The organism is Teichococcus aerofrigidensis (genome assembly GCF_054073225.1).
Window position 1 is genome coordinate 26,020 of sequence record NZ_JBSXMU010000028.1, and the last position, 15,423, is coordinate 41,442.

At 71.6% G+C, this 15,423-nt stretch carries 15 protein-coding genes and 1 tRNA gene; 9 read left to right on the forward strand and 7 right to left on the reverse strand.

What is annotated here, in order from left to right; genetic code table 11:
* Positions 1 to 69: 69 nt before the first annotated feature.
* Entirely contained in the window at positions 70 to 2,565 is a 2,496-nt protein-coding gene (locus ACVMLK_RS08670) for a cellulase family glycosylhydrolase (RefSeq protein WP_457486185.1), read from the forward strand.
* A gap of 9 nt (positions 2,566 to 2,574) precedes the next feature.
* Here the strand turns inward: ACVMLK_RS08670 and ACVMLK_RS08675 are convergent, their stop codons facing one another.
* Positions 2,575 to 2,907, reverse strand: a complete 333-nt coding sequence (locus ACVMLK_RS08675) for a DUF1491 family protein (RefSeq protein WP_198367432.1) — start codon at positions 2,905 to 2,907, stop codon at positions 2,575 to 2,577.
* Positions 2,908 to 3,010: 103 nt separating this feature from the next.
* On the opposite strand from ACVMLK_RS08675, the gene ACVMLK_RS08680 reads away from it, so the two are divergent.
* Both ACVMLK_RS08680 and ACVMLK_RS08685 read left to right on the forward strand, forming a co-directional pair.
* On the forward strand, positions 3,011 to 3,229 hold the full coding sequence (locus ACVMLK_RS08680) for a hypothetical protein (protein WP_198367431.1): 219 nt from the start codon (positions 3,011 to 3,013) through the stop codon (positions 3,227 to 3,229).
* 23 nt (positions 3,230 to 3,252) lie between these two features.
* Entirely contained in the window at positions 3,253 to 4,179 is a 927-nt protein-coding gene (locus ACVMLK_RS08685; RefSeq protein WP_457486186.1) for a hypothetical protein, read from the forward strand.
* Positions 4,180 to 4,207: 28 nt separating this feature from the next.
* On the opposite strand, the gene ACVMLK_RS08690 is transcribed toward ACVMLK_RS08685, so the two are convergent.
* Both ACVMLK_RS08690 and ACVMLK_RS08695 read right to left on the reverse strand, forming a co-directional pair.
* The gene (locus ACVMLK_RS08690) at positions 4,208 to 5,191 is read right to left on the reverse strand and encodes a ketopantoate reductase family protein (RefSeq protein ID WP_457486187.1); all 984 of its coding nucleotides are present in this window, start codon (positions 5,189 to 5,191) and stop codon (positions 4,208 to 4,210) included.
* Between the two features lie 14 nt (positions 5,192 to 5,205).
* Positions 5,206 to 6,405, reverse strand: coding sequence for a M20 metallopeptidase family protein (locus tag ACVMLK_RS08695; protein WP_457486188.1), 1,200 nt, complete (start codon positions 6,403 to 6,405; stop codon positions 5,206 to 5,208).
* Between the two features lie 416 nt (positions 6,406 to 6,821).
* On the opposite strand from ACVMLK_RS08695, the gene ACVMLK_RS08700 reads away from it, so the two are divergent.
* The 3 genes from ACVMLK_RS08700 (at position 6,822) to ACVMLK_RS08710 (ending at position 10,481) form a co-directional block, all read left to right on the forward strand.
* Complete coding sequence (locus ACVMLK_RS08700) at positions 6,822 to 7,415, forward strand: hypothetical protein (RefSeq protein ID WP_198367427.1); 594 nt, start codon at positions 6,822 to 6,824, stop codon at positions 7,413 to 7,415.
* A gap of 15 nt (positions 7,416 to 7,430) precedes the next feature.
* Complete coding sequence (locus ACVMLK_RS08705) at positions 7,431 to 8,933, forward strand: tripartite tricarboxylate transporter permease (RefSeq protein WP_457486189.1); 1,503 nt, start codon at positions 7,431 to 7,433, stop codon at positions 8,931 to 8,933.
* 114 nt (positions 8,934 to 9,047) lie between these two features.
* Complete coding sequence (locus ACVMLK_RS08710; protein ID WP_457486190.1) at positions 9,048 to 10,481, forward strand: mannose-1-phosphate guanylyltransferase/mannose-6-phosphate isomerase; 1,434 nt, start codon at positions 9,048 to 9,050, stop codon at positions 10,479 to 10,481.
* Here the strand turns inward: ACVMLK_RS08710 and gluQRS are convergent.
* On the reverse strand, positions 10,466 to 11,332 hold the full coding sequence (gene gluQRS / locus ACVMLK_RS08715; RefSeq protein ID WP_457486191.1) for a tRNA glutamyl-Q(34) synthetase GluQRS: 867 nt from the start codon (positions 11,330 to 11,332) through the stop codon (positions 10,466 to 10,468). The genes ACVMLK_RS08710 and gluQRS overlap by 16 nt on opposite strands.
* A gap of 105 nt (positions 11,333 to 11,437) precedes the next feature.
* Between gluQRS and ACVMLK_RS08720 the strand changes: the two genes are divergently transcribed.
* Both ACVMLK_RS08720 and ACVMLK_RS08725 read left to right on the forward strand, forming a co-directional pair.
* Positions 11,438 to 12,052, forward strand: a complete 615-nt coding sequence (locus ACVMLK_RS08720) for an alpha/beta hydrolase (RefSeq protein WP_422923295.1) — start codon at positions 11,438 to 11,440, stop codon at positions 12,050 to 12,052.
* Between the two features lie 150 nt (positions 12,053 to 12,202).
* Positions 12,203 to 12,790 (forward strand): HNH endonuclease, encoded by a 588-nt coding sequence (locus ACVMLK_RS08725; RefSeq protein WP_370592050.1) that lies wholly within the window; start codon positions 12,203 to 12,205, stop codon positions 12,788 to 12,790.
* A 15-nt stretch (positions 12,791 to 12,805) separates the two neighbouring features.
* Here the strand turns inward: ACVMLK_RS08725 and ACVMLK_RS08730 are convergent, their stop codons facing one another.
* Together ACVMLK_RS08730 and cysE are read right to left on the reverse strand one after the other, a co-directional pair.
* Positions 12,806 to 13,264, reverse strand: coding sequence for a disulfide bond formation protein B (locus ACVMLK_RS08730; RefSeq protein ID WP_198367422.1), 459 nt, complete (start codon positions 13,262 to 13,264; stop codon positions 12,806 to 12,808).
* Positions 13,264 to 14,091, reverse strand: a complete 828-nt coding sequence (gene cysE, locus ACVMLK_RS08735) for a serine O-acetyltransferase (RefSeq protein ID WP_198367421.1) — start codon at positions 14,089 to 14,091, stop codon at positions 13,264 to 13,266. The genes ACVMLK_RS08730 and cysE overlap by 1 nt, the downstream gene beginning before the upstream one ends.
* A gap of 149 nt (positions 14,092 to 14,240) precedes the next feature.
* On the opposite strand from cysE, the gene ACVMLK_RS08740 reads away from it, so the two are divergent.
* Positions 14,241 to 14,321, forward strand: a tRNA-Leu gene (locus ACVMLK_RS08740).
* A gap of 232 nt (positions 14,322 to 14,553) precedes the next feature.
* On the opposite strand, the gene ACVMLK_RS08745 is transcribed toward ACVMLK_RS08740, so the two are convergent.
* Positions 14,554 to 15,423 (reverse strand): peptidoglycan -binding protein (locus ACVMLK_RS08745; protein WP_457486192.1); only part of this gene is annotated, 870 nt, incomplete at its 5' end.

Sequence of the window (15,423 nt, forward strand, 5' to 3'; positions counted from 1 at the left end):
TATATTTTGCGTAAACGGTTCGGAATTGCTTAGTCTCCCCTACCGCCCTGGCGTCACGGAGAGACGATTGTGCCTGCGACCCTGAGCTACGCCGTGCCCAGCCGCTGGGATGGCGGCTTCATCGGCAACATGGCCGTGCTGGCCGGCGACGCGGCCCTGAACGGCTGGACCGTGGCCTTCGATGCCGGCTTCGAGATCACCAATCTCTGGGGCGCCGAGATCGTCAGCCGGGTGGGCACGCATTACGTGCTGCGCAACCTGGGCTGGAACGCCGCGGTCCCGCCGGGCGGGACGGCCAGCTTCGGCTTCCAGGCCGCAGGCGCGGACAGCACCGCGCGCGGCCTCGCGCTGAACGGCGAGACCCAGGGCGGCGAGCCGCCGGCGCCTCCCGCCACGCCGCCGGCCATCACGGTGGCCGATGCCGCGATCGAGGAGGGGCAGGCGGGCACGCGCGAGCTGGTCTTCACCGTCACGCTTGACAGGCCCGCCGCCGGCAGCGTGACCGTGGACTACGCGACGGCCGACGGCACCGCCCTGGCCGGGCAGGATTACGTCGCGACGCAAGGGCGACTCACCTTCGCGCCGGGCGAGACCAGCCGGACCATCCGCGTCACCGTGACCGGCGATGCGGCGGTGGAGGCGGACGAGGCCCTGCTGCTGCGCCTCTCCTCCCCCGTGGGCGCCACCCTGGCTGATGCCGAGGCGATCGGCACGATCCGCAACGACGACGTGGCGCCGCCCGCGCCGCTGCCCAGCCTTTCCGTGGGCGATGCCAGCGTGGCCGAGGGCGATCCCGGCCATGGCGGTCCTGGCGGCGGCGGCGCGGCGGAGGGCTTCCTCAGCACCGCGGGCAACCAGATCGTCGATGCCGCGGGGCAGGTCGTGAAGATCGCCGGGGTCAACTGGTTCGGCCTGGAATCGACGAACTTCGCGCCGCATGGCCTCTGGGCGCGCGGCTACAGGGAGATGATGGACCAGATGAAGGCGGAGGGGTTCAACACCATCCGCCTGCCCTTCTCCTCCGAGCTGCTGCACACCACGGCGGCGCCGAACGGCATCGACTTCTCCAAGAACGCCGATCTGCAGGGCCTGTCCGGTCTTCAGGTGATGGACCGGATCATCGACTACGCCGGCGAGATCGGGCTGCGCATCATCCTCGACCACCACCGCAGCAGCGCCGGCGCCGGCACCTCGGGCAGCGGCTTGTGGTACGAGGGCAGCCATACCGAGGCGCAGTGGATCGCCGACTGGACGATGCTCGCCGCGCGCTATGCCGGCGACGCCACGGTGATCGGCGCCGATCTGCACAACGAGCCGTACAACGGAAGCTGGGGCGGCGGTGGCGCCAATGACTGGGCGGCGGCGGCCGAGCGCGCCGGCAACGCCGTGCTGGCCAGCAATCCGGACTGGCTGATCTTTGTCGAGGGCGTCGGCAGCCACCAGGGCGAGAACTACTGGTGGGGCGGCAATCTGATGGGGGTGCGGGACCGCCCGATCGTGCTCGATGTCGCGGACAAGCTGGTCTATTCCGCGCATGACTACCCGAACTCGATCTTCGCCCAGCCCTGGTTCCAGCAGGCCGGCTGGGAGGCGCAGCTGACCGCCAAGTTCGACCAGATGTGGGGCTACATCTACAGGGAGGGCATCGCGCCGGTCTTCCTCGGCGAGTTCGGCAGCAAGCTGCAGGACGCCAAGGATCTCGCCTGGCTCGACAGGATCACCGCCTATCTCGCGGGCGATCTGGACGCCGACGGCAGCATCGACATCCCCGCCGGGCAGCAGGGCATGAGCTGGACCTGGTGGTCCTGGAACCCGAATTCGGGCGATACCGGCGGCATCCTCGCCGACGACTGGACGACGGTGATCGCCGCCAAGGTGGAGCGGCTGGAGCCCCTGCAGTTCGACCTGGGCGACCTGCCGCAGGATGGCGGCACGGCGGGCGATGCGAACCGGCTGAGCTTCACCGTCACCCTCTCGGCGGCGTCCGACAACGCGGTGCTGGTGGATTACGCCACCGTCGCCGGCACCGCCGGCGCAGCCGACTTCGCGCCGGCGAGCGGCACGCTTCGCTTCGAGCCCGGCGAGACCAGCAAGATCGTCACCGTCGCCGTCACCGCCGACACCCTGGCCGAGGCGGACGAGACGCTCTCCCTCGTCCTGTCCAATCCGCGCGGCGCCACCGCGGGCGATATGAGCGGGACGGGGACCATCCTGGACGACGATGGCACCACCACCCCGCCCGTGACGCCGCCCGTGACGCCGCCGTCCGGGGAGGGGGGGCTGGAGGCCGCCTTCAGCCTGACCAACAGCTGGAGCACCGGCTTCCAGGGTGGCGTCGCCGTGGTCAATCACGGTCCGGCTGCGGTGCAGGGCTGGCAGCTGCGCCTCGACATGCCCTACGAGATCACGCAGATCTGGAATGCCGAGATCGTCGCGCGCGATGCGGAGGGCTATGTGATCCGCAACGCCGCCTGGAACGGCGCCCTGGGTGACGAGGCCACCGCCAGCTTCGGCTTCCTCGGCGCCGGGACGGTGGATGCCACCCAGATCGACATCCTGTTCTGAACGGAGGCGCTACAGGATCCGGGCCTCGAAGGGCGGCAACAGGTCCGGCGCGTCGAATTCCAGGACCCAGAGATCCGGATCGCGCTGCACCTGCCGCGCCACATAGGCATCCGCCTCCGCCTCCGGCACCGGCCGGGGGCCGGAGCCGCGCATCCAGGCCGCGCGCCCCTCGCCGTCGCGGGCCTGGCTGAGCACGACGCAGCCCTCGCGCCCACGCAGCAGGCAGAGGATGCCGCCGGAATCGGGGTCTCCCTTGCGCAGCACCATGCCGGACCGGCCCGACTGATCGGCCAGCCGCAACGCCATCTGGGCCCAGAGCCCGGCCTTCACCCTTGCTTCCATGCCGGAAAGAGTGACGTGGCGGGCGCCAGATGCAACCCCTTGCGGCGGGCCCTGCCGCGCGGCATTCACCCTGCCGGCGTGGGTGCCGCGAGGATGAGGGATCATGGCGGAGAAGGCGAAGGGTCAGCCGAAGCTGACGGAAGGGCAGCGCGCCTATGAGGCGAAGCGCGCCGCCAAGGCCGGGGTCAGCCTGGAGAAGTGGCTGTCCATGAAGGCGCAGGAGCGCGAACAGGCCACCGCGGCCGCGGCCAAGGCCAGCGAGCCGAAGAAGCCGGGCTTCTTCGCCCGCCTGCTGGAGCGGGCGCAGCGGCCGATCGGCTGAGCCCGGAGCAGGAGGCCGGCACCGTGCTGGCCGCCCATGCCGACTGGAGCATCGACCCCCGCAAGCGCTGGGTGACGCTGGCGCGCCGGGACGCGGCGGGCTGGCGCGCCGGCGCGCCCCGCCCCGTGGGCGATCCGGCGGCGCTCACCGCGCGTCTGCTGGCGGAGGGCCACCCGCTGCTGTTCGGGCTCGACCTGCCGCTCGGCCTGCCGCGCGCCTATGCCGCGACCCGGCCGGAGGAGAGCTTCCCGGCCTTCCTGCGCGGCCTCGGCGAGACCCCTGGTTTCTTCGAGGTCAGCGCCGGGCTCGAGACGGTGTCGCCGGCGCGCCCCTTCTACCCGGCGCGCGGCCTGCGCGGCATGACGCGCGCCGCCCATGCGGCGGCGCTGGGCCTGGAGGGGCCGCGCGCCCTCTGCCGCCTCTGCGATCTGGCGACCGCCGAGCGCCCCGCCGGCGCCCCGCTCTTCTGGACGCTCGGCGCCAACCAGACCGGCAAGGCGGCGATCTCGGCCTGGCGCGACTGGCTCCACCCCGCGCTGGCGGCGGGCGTGCCGCTCCGCCTCTGGCCCTTCGAGGGCTCCGTCCGCGCGCTGCTGGCGCCGGGCCGCGCGGTGCTGGCGGAAACCTATCCCGCCGAGGCCCTGCGCCATCTCGGCCTCGTGCTCGGGGGCAGCAAACGCGTCCCCGAGGTGCGCCGCGCCGCCGCGCCCGCCCTGCGGCTGGCGATGGTGAGGCTGGACGTGTCGGCGGATCCCGCGCTGGCGGCGGCGCTGGACGATGGCTTCGGCGCGGATGCGGCGGGCGAGGACCGGTTCGACAGCCTGCTCGGCCTGCTCTGCGTCATCGGCGTGCTGGAGGGCGCCCGGCCGGATTTCGTGCCTGCGGATCCCTGGGTGCGGCGCTGGGAAGGCTGGGTGCTGGGGCAGTCGGCGCTGCCGGCCGGGGCGTGACGAGGCCGCCCCGGCGGTTTCGCTCCGGTCAGGCGGGCGGCGCGTAGAGTCCGGCGGCGGTGGCCGCCTGGGTGGCGAGGGCCACGGAGAGGTCGAGGGTCGGCGTCTCCACCCCGGCAAGGCGGGCCAGCTGCAACGGCGTGCGGAACAGCGCCTCGACCTCCATCGGCCGGCCCAGCTCCAGATCCTGCAGGATGGAGGGCTTGTGCGCCAGCTTGGCGGAACCGGCGACGCGCTTCTCCAGGTCGTACTCGAAGGGATGGCCGAGGGCCGCGGCCACCGCCATGGCCTCCTTCATGGCGCGCAGGATCGCCGCGCGCACCGCCGGCTCGGCGAGGGTCGGGCCGATGCCCTGGCGCGAGAGAATGGTGAAGGGCCCCTGCGCCAGATTGCCCATCAGCTTGGCCCAGACTTCCCGCCGGATGGCGTCCGTCACCTCGCCCGAGATGCCGCCGGCGCTCAGCGCCTCGGCGATGGCGCGGGCGCGCGGGCTGTCGCGCCCGTCCGGCTCGCCCAGGATGACGCGGTTGCTGGCGTGCTCCACCTTGATCACGCCCGGCTCGGTGACGGTGCAGGCGGAATAGACCACGCCGCCCAGGGTGCGGTCGATGCCCACCGCCTGCCGCACCGCCTCGCCCGGATCGATCGCCGGCAGCCGGCGGCCCTCGAGATCGCCGCCGTGCCGGTCGAAGTACCACCAGGGGATGCCGTTCATCACGAAGGCCACGGTGGTGTCCGGCCCGAGCAGGGGGCCGATCGCCGCCGCCACCTGCGGCAGGGAGGGCGCCTTGACGGTGACGATGACGGCATCCTGCGGCCCCAGCGCCGCGGCGCTGTCCGCCGCCAAGCGCACCGTGTGGTGGCCGTCGGGCGCCTGGATGGTCAGGCCCTTCTCGCGGATCGCCGCCAGTTGCGGCCCGCGCGCCACGACGCTGGTCTCGGCGCCGCCGAGCGCCAGGCGCGCGGCGAGATGGCCGCCGATCGCCCCCGCCCCGAACACACAGATCTTCATCCGTTCGATTCCTTTCAGTTGTGGCGCGACAGCAGGTCGAGGGCGATGCGCGAGAGCGCCTCGACGCCGTTGGGGATGCAGGCCTCGTCGGGCTGGTAATCGGCGTTGTGCAGGCGATCCGCGCGGCCGGGGGCGCCGGCGCCGATGCGAAGCTGGAAGGCCGGAACCCGCTCGGCGAAGGCGGAGAAATCCTCCGAGCCCATGCTGGGCTCGCCCTCCAGCAGCGCGGCCTCGCCGAACTGGGCGGCCAGCGCGGCGACCGCCGGTTCGAGCACGCGGTCGTCGTTCACCAGCGGCGGCACCATGCGCTGATACTCCATGCTGGCGGTGACGCGCAGCCCGGTGGCGATGCCCTCGGCCAGGCGGCGCAGCGCCGCTTCCGCCGTGTCCCGCGCCGCGGGGTGCAGGGTGCGGACCGAACCCTTCAGATGCACCCGCTCGGGGATGATGTTGTAGGTGGTGCCGCCGGTCGACTGGCCGATGGTGACGACGGCCGGATGCAGCGGCCGGACCTCGCGCGAGACGACGGTCTGCGCCTGGGTGACGAAATGGGCCGCGGCGACGATCGGGTCCACGGCGGCATAGGGATGCGCGGCATGGCCCGAGCGGCCGCGCAGCACGAGGTCGAAGCGGTCGGCGGCGGCGAGGCAGGCGCCGCGCACGAAGCCGAGGCTGCCGACGGGCATGTCGGGATGGTTGTGGAAGCCAAGCGCCATGTCGAGCCCCTCGGCCGCGCCATCGGCGATCATCGCCGCCGCGCCCTCCAGCGTCTCCTCCGCCGGCTGGAACACCAGCGCGACGCGGCCGGCGAGCTGCGGCGCCATCTCCTGGAGCAGCGCGGCGACGCCGAGCAGGGTGACGGTGTGGATGTCGTGGCCGCAGGCATGCATCTTGCCGGGGACGGCGCTGGCGAAGGGCAGGCCGGTCTCCTCCTGGATCGGCAGCGCGTCCATGTCGGCCCGGATGGCCAGCGTCGGGCCGGGCAGCCCGCCCTCGATCATGCCCAGCACGCCGGTGCGGCCGACGCCGGTGCGGTGCGGGATGCCGAGGCGGCCGAGTTCGGCGGCGACGAGGCCGGCGGTGCGCCGCTCCTCGAAGGCCAGTTCCGGATGGGCGTGCAGGTCCCGACGCAGGGCGATCAGCGCGGGGGCGAGTGCCCGGCTGGAGTCCCGCAACCTGCGGGAGGGGTCGTTGGTCAGATTATCGCGCTTCATCAATGAAAACTTCCCATTCGAGACGCATTGGATGCGACGGGGCTAACTTTATTGCGCTGCAGTAAGATGAACTTTCGTCCATAATATTCACGCGCCTTGCCGATGCGCGGCGCCGTGCCATAGGTTGCGCGGCATTCCGACGATAAGGAAGGGGAGGGTAAGAAGCAGGGCGTTGCCGGGACATGTCCCAAGACTGACGGCGTGACGCTTCCGGCGCCGCCGCGCAGAGCCGGCAGGACGCCTGACAGACCAGCCCTTCCACGATAAGCGAGGCCCGGATGGCAAAGGCCGTCCGGACCCAACCTGCCATCAAAGAGCTAAAGCATCACGACAAGGGCCCCGGCATCTGACAGGGCCCTTCAGTGCCCAGTGCACAGGGGCGTGCCTCCGGCGCGCGGGTTCAAGAAGGGATCGGCATGAGGATTAACGCGAAAGACCTTGCCTCCGGCATCTTTCTGGTGCTGCTGGCGGCAATCGGCCTTTGGCTGAACACCGAGCACACGCTGGGCTCGGCGCGACGCATGGGCCCCGGCTACATGCCGATGCTCGTTTTCTGGCTGGAACTCGGGCTGGGGATGATTGTCCTGGTCACCTCCTTCTTCGGCGGCCTCGACCCGCTGGAGAAGTGGACCAAGCTCGACTTCACCACGCTCTTCGTCGGCGTCGCGGTGGCCATCTTCGCCTATCCGATGCTGGCGGCGATCCCGGCCTTGTCCGCCAACTGGTACGCGCTGGGCATCGCCATGTGCATCGGCGCCGCCATCATGGCGGTCAGCCCGGGCTGGCGGAAGATGGCGGTGATCCTGGCGGCGATGACCGTCTTCGGCGTGCTGCTGGACCAGGGCGGCCTGTTCCTGGCCATCACCGCCATGGTGGTCGTCTCGGCCCTGGCCGATCCGGAGCACAGGCCCCTCGGCGTGCTGGGCTGCGTGGTGTTCCTGCTGGCCCTCTGCTGGTGGGTGTTCATCTATGAGCTCGACATCCGCGTGAACGTCTGGCCGACCTTCTGAGGCACAGGGACGACCATGGAACTTCTTCTCGCCAACCTGGCGCACGGCTTCAGTGTCGCGCTCAGCTTCGACAACCTGCTCTTCGCGCTGCTCGGCGCCTTCATCGGCACGGCCATCGGCGTGCTGCCGGGTATCGGGCCGGTCGCGACCATCTCCCTGCTGCTGCCGATCACCTTCGGCCAGCCGGCGGTCACGGCCATCATCATGCTGGCCGGCATCTACTACGGTGCCCAGTATGGTGGCTCGACCACCGCCATCCTGCTGAACCTGCCGGGCGAGGTCTCCTCGGTGGTGACCACGCTGGAAGGCTACAAGATGGCGCGCAACGGCCGCGCCGGCGCGGCGCTGGCCATCTCGGCGCTGGGCTCCTTCTTCGCCGGTTCCGTCGCCACCATCCTCGTCGCCGCCTCGGGTCCGCTGCTGACCCAGGTGGCGCTGTCCTTCGGACCGGCCGACTACTTCTCGCTCATGTTGCTGGGCCTGATCATTTCGGCCGTGCTGGCGCAGGGCTCGGTGGTGAAGTCGGTGGGCATGGTGGTGCTGGGCGTGGCGCTCGGCCTGGTCGGCACCGACGTGCAGACCGGTCAGCAGCGCTTCACCTTCGGCATTCCCGAGCTGTCGGACGGCCTGAACTTCGCCGCCATCGCCATGGGCGTGTTCGGCATCGCCGAGATCATCCTGAACCTGGAGCGTCCCGAGGTCCGCTCGGTGCTCTCCGCCAAGGTCGGCAGCCTGTTCCTGACCAAGGAGGAATGGAAGCGCGCCACGCCGTCCGTGCTCCGCGGCACGATCATCGGCTCGGCGCTGGGCATCCTGCCCGGTGGCGGCGCCTCGCTGGCCTCCTTCGGCTCCTACATGATGGAGCGCAAGCTCTCCAAGGGGCGTGACGAGTTCGGCAATGGCGCCATCGAGGGCGTGGCCGGTCCCGAGGCGGCGAACAACGCCGCGGCGCAGACCAGCTTCATCCCGCTGCTGACGCTGGGCATCCCCTCCAACGCCGTCATGGCGCTGATGGTGGGCGCCCTGATCATCCAGGGCATCCAGCCCGGGCCGCGCATGGTCGAGGCGCAGCCCGACCTGTTCTGGGGCCTGATCTGCTCCATGTGGATCGGCAACCTGATGCTGCTCGTCATCAACCTGCCGATGATCGGCATGTGGGTGAAGCTGCTGCAGGTCCCTTACAAATTCATGTACCCGGCGATCCTGACCTTCTGCGCGATCGGCGTGTACTCCATCAACAACAACGTCTTCGACGTCTACCAGACGGTGTTCTTCGCCGTGCTCGGCTATGTCTTCTCCAAGCTGAAGATGGAGCCGGCGCCGCTGCTGGTCGGCTTCGTGCTCGGCCCGATGATGGAGGAGCACCTGCGCCGCGCCATGCTGCTCTCGCGCGGTGACCCGATGGTCTTCGTCGAGCGGCCGATCTCCGGTGTGCTGCTGGCGATCTCCGCCCTGGCGCTGGGCATGATGCTGCTGCCGGGCCTTCGCAAGAAGAAGGAAGCGGCGATGGCGGGTTAACAGCCTCCACCAAGTCGTGAACAATGGGCCGCCCCGGCTGCAACCGGGGCGGCTTTTCTTTTTTTGGACTGGTCCTTAGAACCTCGTCCCATGATTCCAGCGAAGGTTGACTGCATGCCCGGCTCCCCAACCGATCCGATTGTGCCGGTGATCCTCTGCGGAGGAAGTGGCAGCCGCCTCTGGCCCCTGTCGCGGGAAGGCTTCCCGAAGCAGTTCTGGCCTCTGCTGAGCGAGCGCACCATGCTGCAGGAGACCGCCGCCCGGGCGGAGGGGTCAGGCTTCCGCGCGCCGATCGTCGTCTGCAACGAGGAGCACCGCTTCCTGGTGGCGGAGCAGCTCCGCCTCGGCGGCGTGGCCGAGCCGCGCATCGTGCTGGAGCCGGTTGGCCGCAACAGCGCCCCGGCCATCGCCGTCGCCGCGGTCCTGGCGCAGGAGGCGCATCCCGAGGCCATCCTCTGGCTGATGGCGGCCGATGCCGCGATCCGCGACGTGCCCGCCCTGCACGCCGCCCTGACGCGCGCCGCCGCCGCCGCCCGCGCCGGCCATATCGCCACCTTCGGCATGCGGCCGACCGCGCCCGAGACCGGCTATGGCTATATCGAGACCGGCGCGCCGGTCGCCGGCCTGGAGGGCGTCTCCACCATCGCCCGTTTCGTCGAGAAGCCGGACGCGGCCACCGCCGCCGGCTTCCTGGCCGATGGGCGGCACCTGTGGAACTCGGGCATGTTCGTCGCCAGCGCGCGCACGCTGCTGGAGGAGCTGGAGGCGCTGGCGCCCGAGGTGCTCGCCGCCGCCCGCGCCGCCGTCGCCGCCTCGACCCGCGACCTCGACTTCGTCCGCCTCGACCCCGCCGCCTTCCGGGCCGCGCCGGACATCTCCATCGACTACGCGGTGATGGAGAAGACCCGTCGCGCCGTGGTGGTGCCGGCCGCCATCGGCTGGTCCGACGTGGGCTCCTGGGCGGCGCTGTGGGATGTGTCGGAGAAGGATGCGGCGGGCAATGCGACGACCGGTCCGGTCGAGCTGCTCGATGCCCGCAACTGCTACGTCCGCACCGAGGGCGTGCTCACCGCCGTCGTCGGGCTGGAGGACGCGGTGATCGTCGTCACCGACGATGCCGTGCTGGCCATGCACCGGGACCGGGCGCAGGAGGTCAAGACCCTCCTCGGCCAGCTCAAGGCCCACGGGCGGAAGGAGGCGACCGAGCATCGCCGCATGTACCGCCCCTGGGGCCATTACGAGGGGCTGATCAAGGGCGACCGCTTCCAGGTGAAGAAGATCTCGGTCAAGCCCGGCGCCAAGCTCTCCCTGCAGAAGCACTTCCACCGTGCTGAGCATTGGGTGGTGGTGGCCGGCACCGCCATCGTCGAGCGGGATTCCGAGCGCATCATGCTGCGCGAGAACGAGTCCATCTACCTGCCGCTGGGCTGCGTGCACCGCATGGAGAACCCCGGCATGATCCCGCTGACGCTGATCGAGGTGCAGTCCGGCGCCTATCTCGGCGAGGACGACATCGTCCGTTTCGAGGACACCTACGGCCGCAGCTGAGGCTGGCCGGCCAGGGCCATCGCCCGCACCTCGGCCGGGCTGTGGCCCGCCTGCCGCAGGGCGGCCAGCGTCGGCGCCCCGTCGCGCTTCGACAGGCGCCGCCCGTCGGCGCCCAGCAGCAGGGGGTGGTGGCGGTAGCGCGGCGCCGGCCAGCCGAGCAGCGCCTGCAACAGGCGGTGCAGATCGGTCGCCGGGCGCAGGTCCTCCCCCCGCGTCACCAGCGACACGCCCTGCAGGGCGTCGTCATGCGTGACGCAGAGGTGGTAGGAGGCGGGAATGTCCTTCCGCGCCAGCACCACGTCGCCGAAGCGGGCCGGATCGCAGCGGCGGCGGCCCTCGCCGCATTCCAGGAAGGAGAGCGGCCCCTTCAGCCGGCGCAGCGCCGCCGCCATGTCGAGGCGCAGCGCATAGGGCGCGCCGGAGGCGAGGCGCCCGGCCCGCGCGGCCGGCGTGAGATGGCGGCAGGTGCCGGGGTAGAGCGGACCGTCCGGCCCGTGCGGCGCATGGCCGATGGCGGCGATCTCGCGGGCGATCTCGGCGCGGGTGCAGAAGCAGGGGTAGAGCAGCCCCGCATCGGTCAGCCGGTCGAGCACGGCCCGGTATTCGTCCAGATGGCTGGACTGGCGGCGCACCGGCCCGTCCCAGTCGAGGCCGAGCCAGGTGAGGTCCTCCTCGATGCCGCCGATGAACCCGGCCCGGCAGCGCACCGGGTCGATATCCTCGATGCGCAGCAGGAAGCGGCCGCCGGTCTCGCGCGCCAGCCGCCAGCCGAGCAGGGCGCTGTGCGCATGGCCCAGGTGCAGCTGGCCGGTCGGGCTGGGGGCGAAGCGCGTGACGACGGTTGCGGCCATGATGCTTCGCGCGTAGCGGATGGAGCCTGACCGCAGCAAGAGGAGGCCCGGATGGCCAGGCTGGATGGACCGCGTTGGGGACCGAAGTCGGGAGGCGCCGCGAGGATGCTCGTCCTCCTGCTGCACGGCTACGGCGCCGACGGCAACGACCTGATCGACCTGGCGCCGCACTGGGCGCAGGCGGTGCCCGATGCGCTGTTCATCGCGCCCCATGCGCCGCAGGATTGCGACGGCGGCCCCTATGGCCGGCAATGGTTCAGCCTGGAGGACCGCAGCCCGGCGGCGCTGCTGGCCGGCATCCAGTCCGCGCGGCCGCAGCTGGACGCGCTGATCGAGGCCGAATGCGTGGCGGCGGACCTGCCGCCGGGCGCGGTGGCGCTGATGGGCTTCAGCCAGGGCGCGATGATGGCGCTGTATACGGGCCTGCGCCGGGCCGTGCCGCCGGCCGGCATCCTGGCCTATTCCGGCCGGCTGATCGGCGAGGAGAGCCTGGCCGCCGAGATCCGCGCCCGGCCGCCGGTGCTGCTGGTCCATGGCGAGGCGGACGAGGTGGTTCCGGCCGAGGCGAGCCGCGCCGCCGAACGGGCGCTGCGGGCCGCCGGGGTCCCGGTCGAGTCGCTCTACACCCCGCGCCTGGCCCATGGCATCGACGAGGCCGGCCTCTCGGCCGGAGCGCTGTTCCTGCAACGGCTGGCGGCGGGGCCGGGCGGGGCAGCGTGACCGTGGCGTGAAACCTGCGAGGCGAGTGGTTGCGCCGGTCGCGCGGGGCTGGCATGAATCCGCTGCACACCGGCGGCGCCACGAAATCTGGGGCCTGCCCGACCGGACCGGCCCCATGGCTTGAGGCGCGCAGCTTGAAAGGAGCGGCGTTTGCCTGACGGGATGTCACTGGGAGGCCACGGCACTGGGTCCGGCGGCTTCCCGGCCTTGGTGCTGAACGCGGATTTCCGTCCGCTGTCGTACTATCCTCTGTCGCTGTGGTCATGGCAGGACGCGGTGAAGGCGGTCTATCTTGACCGCGTCTCGGTGCTATCGGAATACGAGACCGCCGTCCGCTCGCCCAACCACACGATCCGCCTGCCCAGCGTCATCGCGCTGCGCGAGTACATCCCGGCGGCGCGGCGTCCGGCCTTCACCCGCTTCAACGTCTTCCTGCGCGACGGCTTCTCCTGCGTCTATTGCGGCCAGGAGCATCCGACCCCGGAACTGACCTTCGACCATGTGATCCCGCGCAGCCGGGGCGGCCGCACGAGCTGGGAGAATGTCGTCACCGCCTGCGGCCCCTGCAACCTGCGGAAAGGCTCGAAGCTGCCGCAGGAGATCCGCATGTTCCCGCGCCACACGCCGCGCCAGCCGACGAGCTGGGAACTGCAGGACAATGGACGGATGTTTCCGCCCAACTACCTGCACGAAAGCTGGCGCGACTATCTCTACTGGGACACCGAGCTGGAGAGCTGAGGCGGAACCGCCGGCTCAGCGCCGTCGCCGCGCCATCGCCAGGGCGAAGCCGCCCAGCCCCAGGGCATAGAGCAGGTTCATCGCCGCCATCGAGACCGGCAGGCCGGGAATGAGGAACGTCGCCTCGTCGCAGGGCTTGGCCGGGGTGGCGGCGAGGCTGCTCATCAGATCCTCCACGCTGCGCGCGCCGCCGGCGCTGGGCGCGGCGCAGCCGGGCAGGGGGGAGGGCCACCAATGCGCCTCGACCCCGACATGCACCAGCGCCACGGCGGCGGAAGCCAGCACCGCGATCCCCGCCAGGGTGAGCATCAGCCGGCGTGGCAGCAGCAGGGCGCCAAGCGCCAGGGCGGCGGCGATCCAGTAGGGCCAGCGTTGCCAGAGGCAGAGCAGGCAGGGGTTCAGCCCGCCCCACCGCTCCGACGCCATGGCCAGGAGCGGGGCGGCCGCGGCGAGCGCCGCGATCAGCAGCGGCATCAGTTCGACCCGGTATCCAGCATCTGGTTCATGGCGCGCGAGGGCTCGGCGCAGCCCGCCTGGCCCACGACCCGGGCCGGCACCCCGGCCACCGTGGACCCCGAGGGCACCGGCTTCAGCACCACCGAGCCGGCGGCGACGCGGGCGCAGGCGCCCACCTCGATATTGCCCAGCACCTTCGCCCCGGCCCCGATCAGCACCCCGTGGCGGATCTTCGGATGACGGTCACCGCATTCCTTGCCGGTGCCGCCCAGCGTCACACCCTGCAGCAGCGAGACATCGTCCTCGATCAGGGCCGTCTCGCCGATGACCAGGCCGGTCGCATGATCGAGGAAGATGCCGTGGCCCATGCGAACCGCCGGGTGGATATCGGTCTGGAACACCGACGAGCTGCGCGACTGCACCCAGAGCGCCAGGTCGCGCCGGCCTTCCAGCCACAGCGCATGGGCGAGGCGATGCGCGCCCAGCGCGTGGAAGCCCTTGTAGTAGAGCAGGGGCTCCAAGGCGCGGCTGGTGGCCGGGTCGCGGTCCACCACGGCCAGGATGTCGCGGCGCACGGCGTGGCGCAGCGCCGGGTCCTCGGCCAGATGGCGCTCCAGGCTGCGGCGCAGCAGCGCGCTCGGCAGGTCGGCGTGCTCCAGCCGCGCCGCGATCCGTCCGGCCAGGGCGGATTCCAGCGTGTCGTGCTGCAGCACCGCGGCGTGAAGGAAGCCCGCCAGCTCCGGCTCCTGCACGGCCGCCCGCTGGGCCTCGTCGCGGATGCGGCACCAGACGGGATCGAGGCTCACGGCATCAGCCGTCGCGACAGGCTTGGCGAGCTGGTTCATGCGGGCTCCTCGGCAGAACGGCCGTCCGGGCGGAGCAAGCTGGCGCCGGCGGGAGGACGGGTCAAGCGCCATGCGGCGGAGCCAGACCCCCTCTCCCCGCATCACCGCGTGACGCGCTGGCCGGCATGCGCTATGCCGTCGCGGCGCCCGCGAGAGTGGCGGAACGGTAGACGCAGACGACTCAAAATCGTCCGACTTCGGTCATGGGGGTTCGAGTCCCCCCTCTCGCATATCCGCGCGATCCCTCCATTCCCCGCCTCCGTCGCGTTCCCTCAGGGCGGTCCCGCATTCATCCCCAGATCCGGTGGATCAGCCTGGGGATAAGTCACGGACAAGCCGGCGAGGCGACTGGCGGGGCGTCGCCCCGATGGCGGAATCCGCTGTGCCTGACAGCAAACTCGGCAAGTCGGAAAATCCCCGGTCCCGCCTCGTCTCGGCGCCGCATCGTCCCACGCGCCGGCCTCAGCGGTCGGTGAGCCGCAACTCGATGCGGCGGTTGCGGGCCAGGGCCTCGGGCGAGTCGCCGGGGTCGAGGGGCTGGTGCTCGGCGAAGGCGGTGGCCGCCACATGCTCGGCCGGCAGGCCCTCCGCGATCAGCAGCTGCGCCACGGCGATGGCGCGGGCGGAGGAGAGCTCCCAGTTCGAGGCGTAGCGCGTGCTGCCGCGGATCGGGCTGCGATCGGCGTGGCCGTCGACGCGCAGCACCCAGGGCAGGTCCGGCGGAAAGCGGCGGCTCACCTCCAGCAGCTCCCTGGCCAGGGATTGCAGCTGCTGCCGGCCGGTGGCGGAGAGTTCGGCGCTGCCGACCGGGAAGAGCACCTCGCTCTGGAAGACGAAGCGGTCGCCGACGATGCGGACATCCGGCCGGTCGCCCAGCACCGCGCGCAGCCGGCCGAAGAAATCGCTGCGATAGCGCTGCAACTCCTCGACCCGCGCCGCCAGCGCGGCGTTCAGCCGCTGGCCGAGCTGGGTGATCTGCGCGTCCTTGTCGCGCCCTTCCTGCTCCTCGCGGCTCAGCAGGGCCGAGACGCGGGCGATCTCGTCGCGCAGCTCGGTGACCTGCCGCGTCAGCAGCGCCACCTGGGCCCGCGCGCTCTCGGCCAGCCGGGCATGCTCGCCGCTCTGCGCCTCGGCCGCCGCGCGCGCCTCGCCCTCGCTGCCGGCACGGGCCAGGGCCTGCTCGGCGCGGCGCTCCAGCTCGTCGCGCAGCGCGGTGAGCTGCTGCACCTGCTGGGTCAGGCGGGCGATGTCGGCCAGCCGTGCCTCGATGGTGGCGCGGTCGGCGGTGACGGTCTGGTTGAGCCGCGCGGCCTCGGCGCGCAGGGCCTCCAC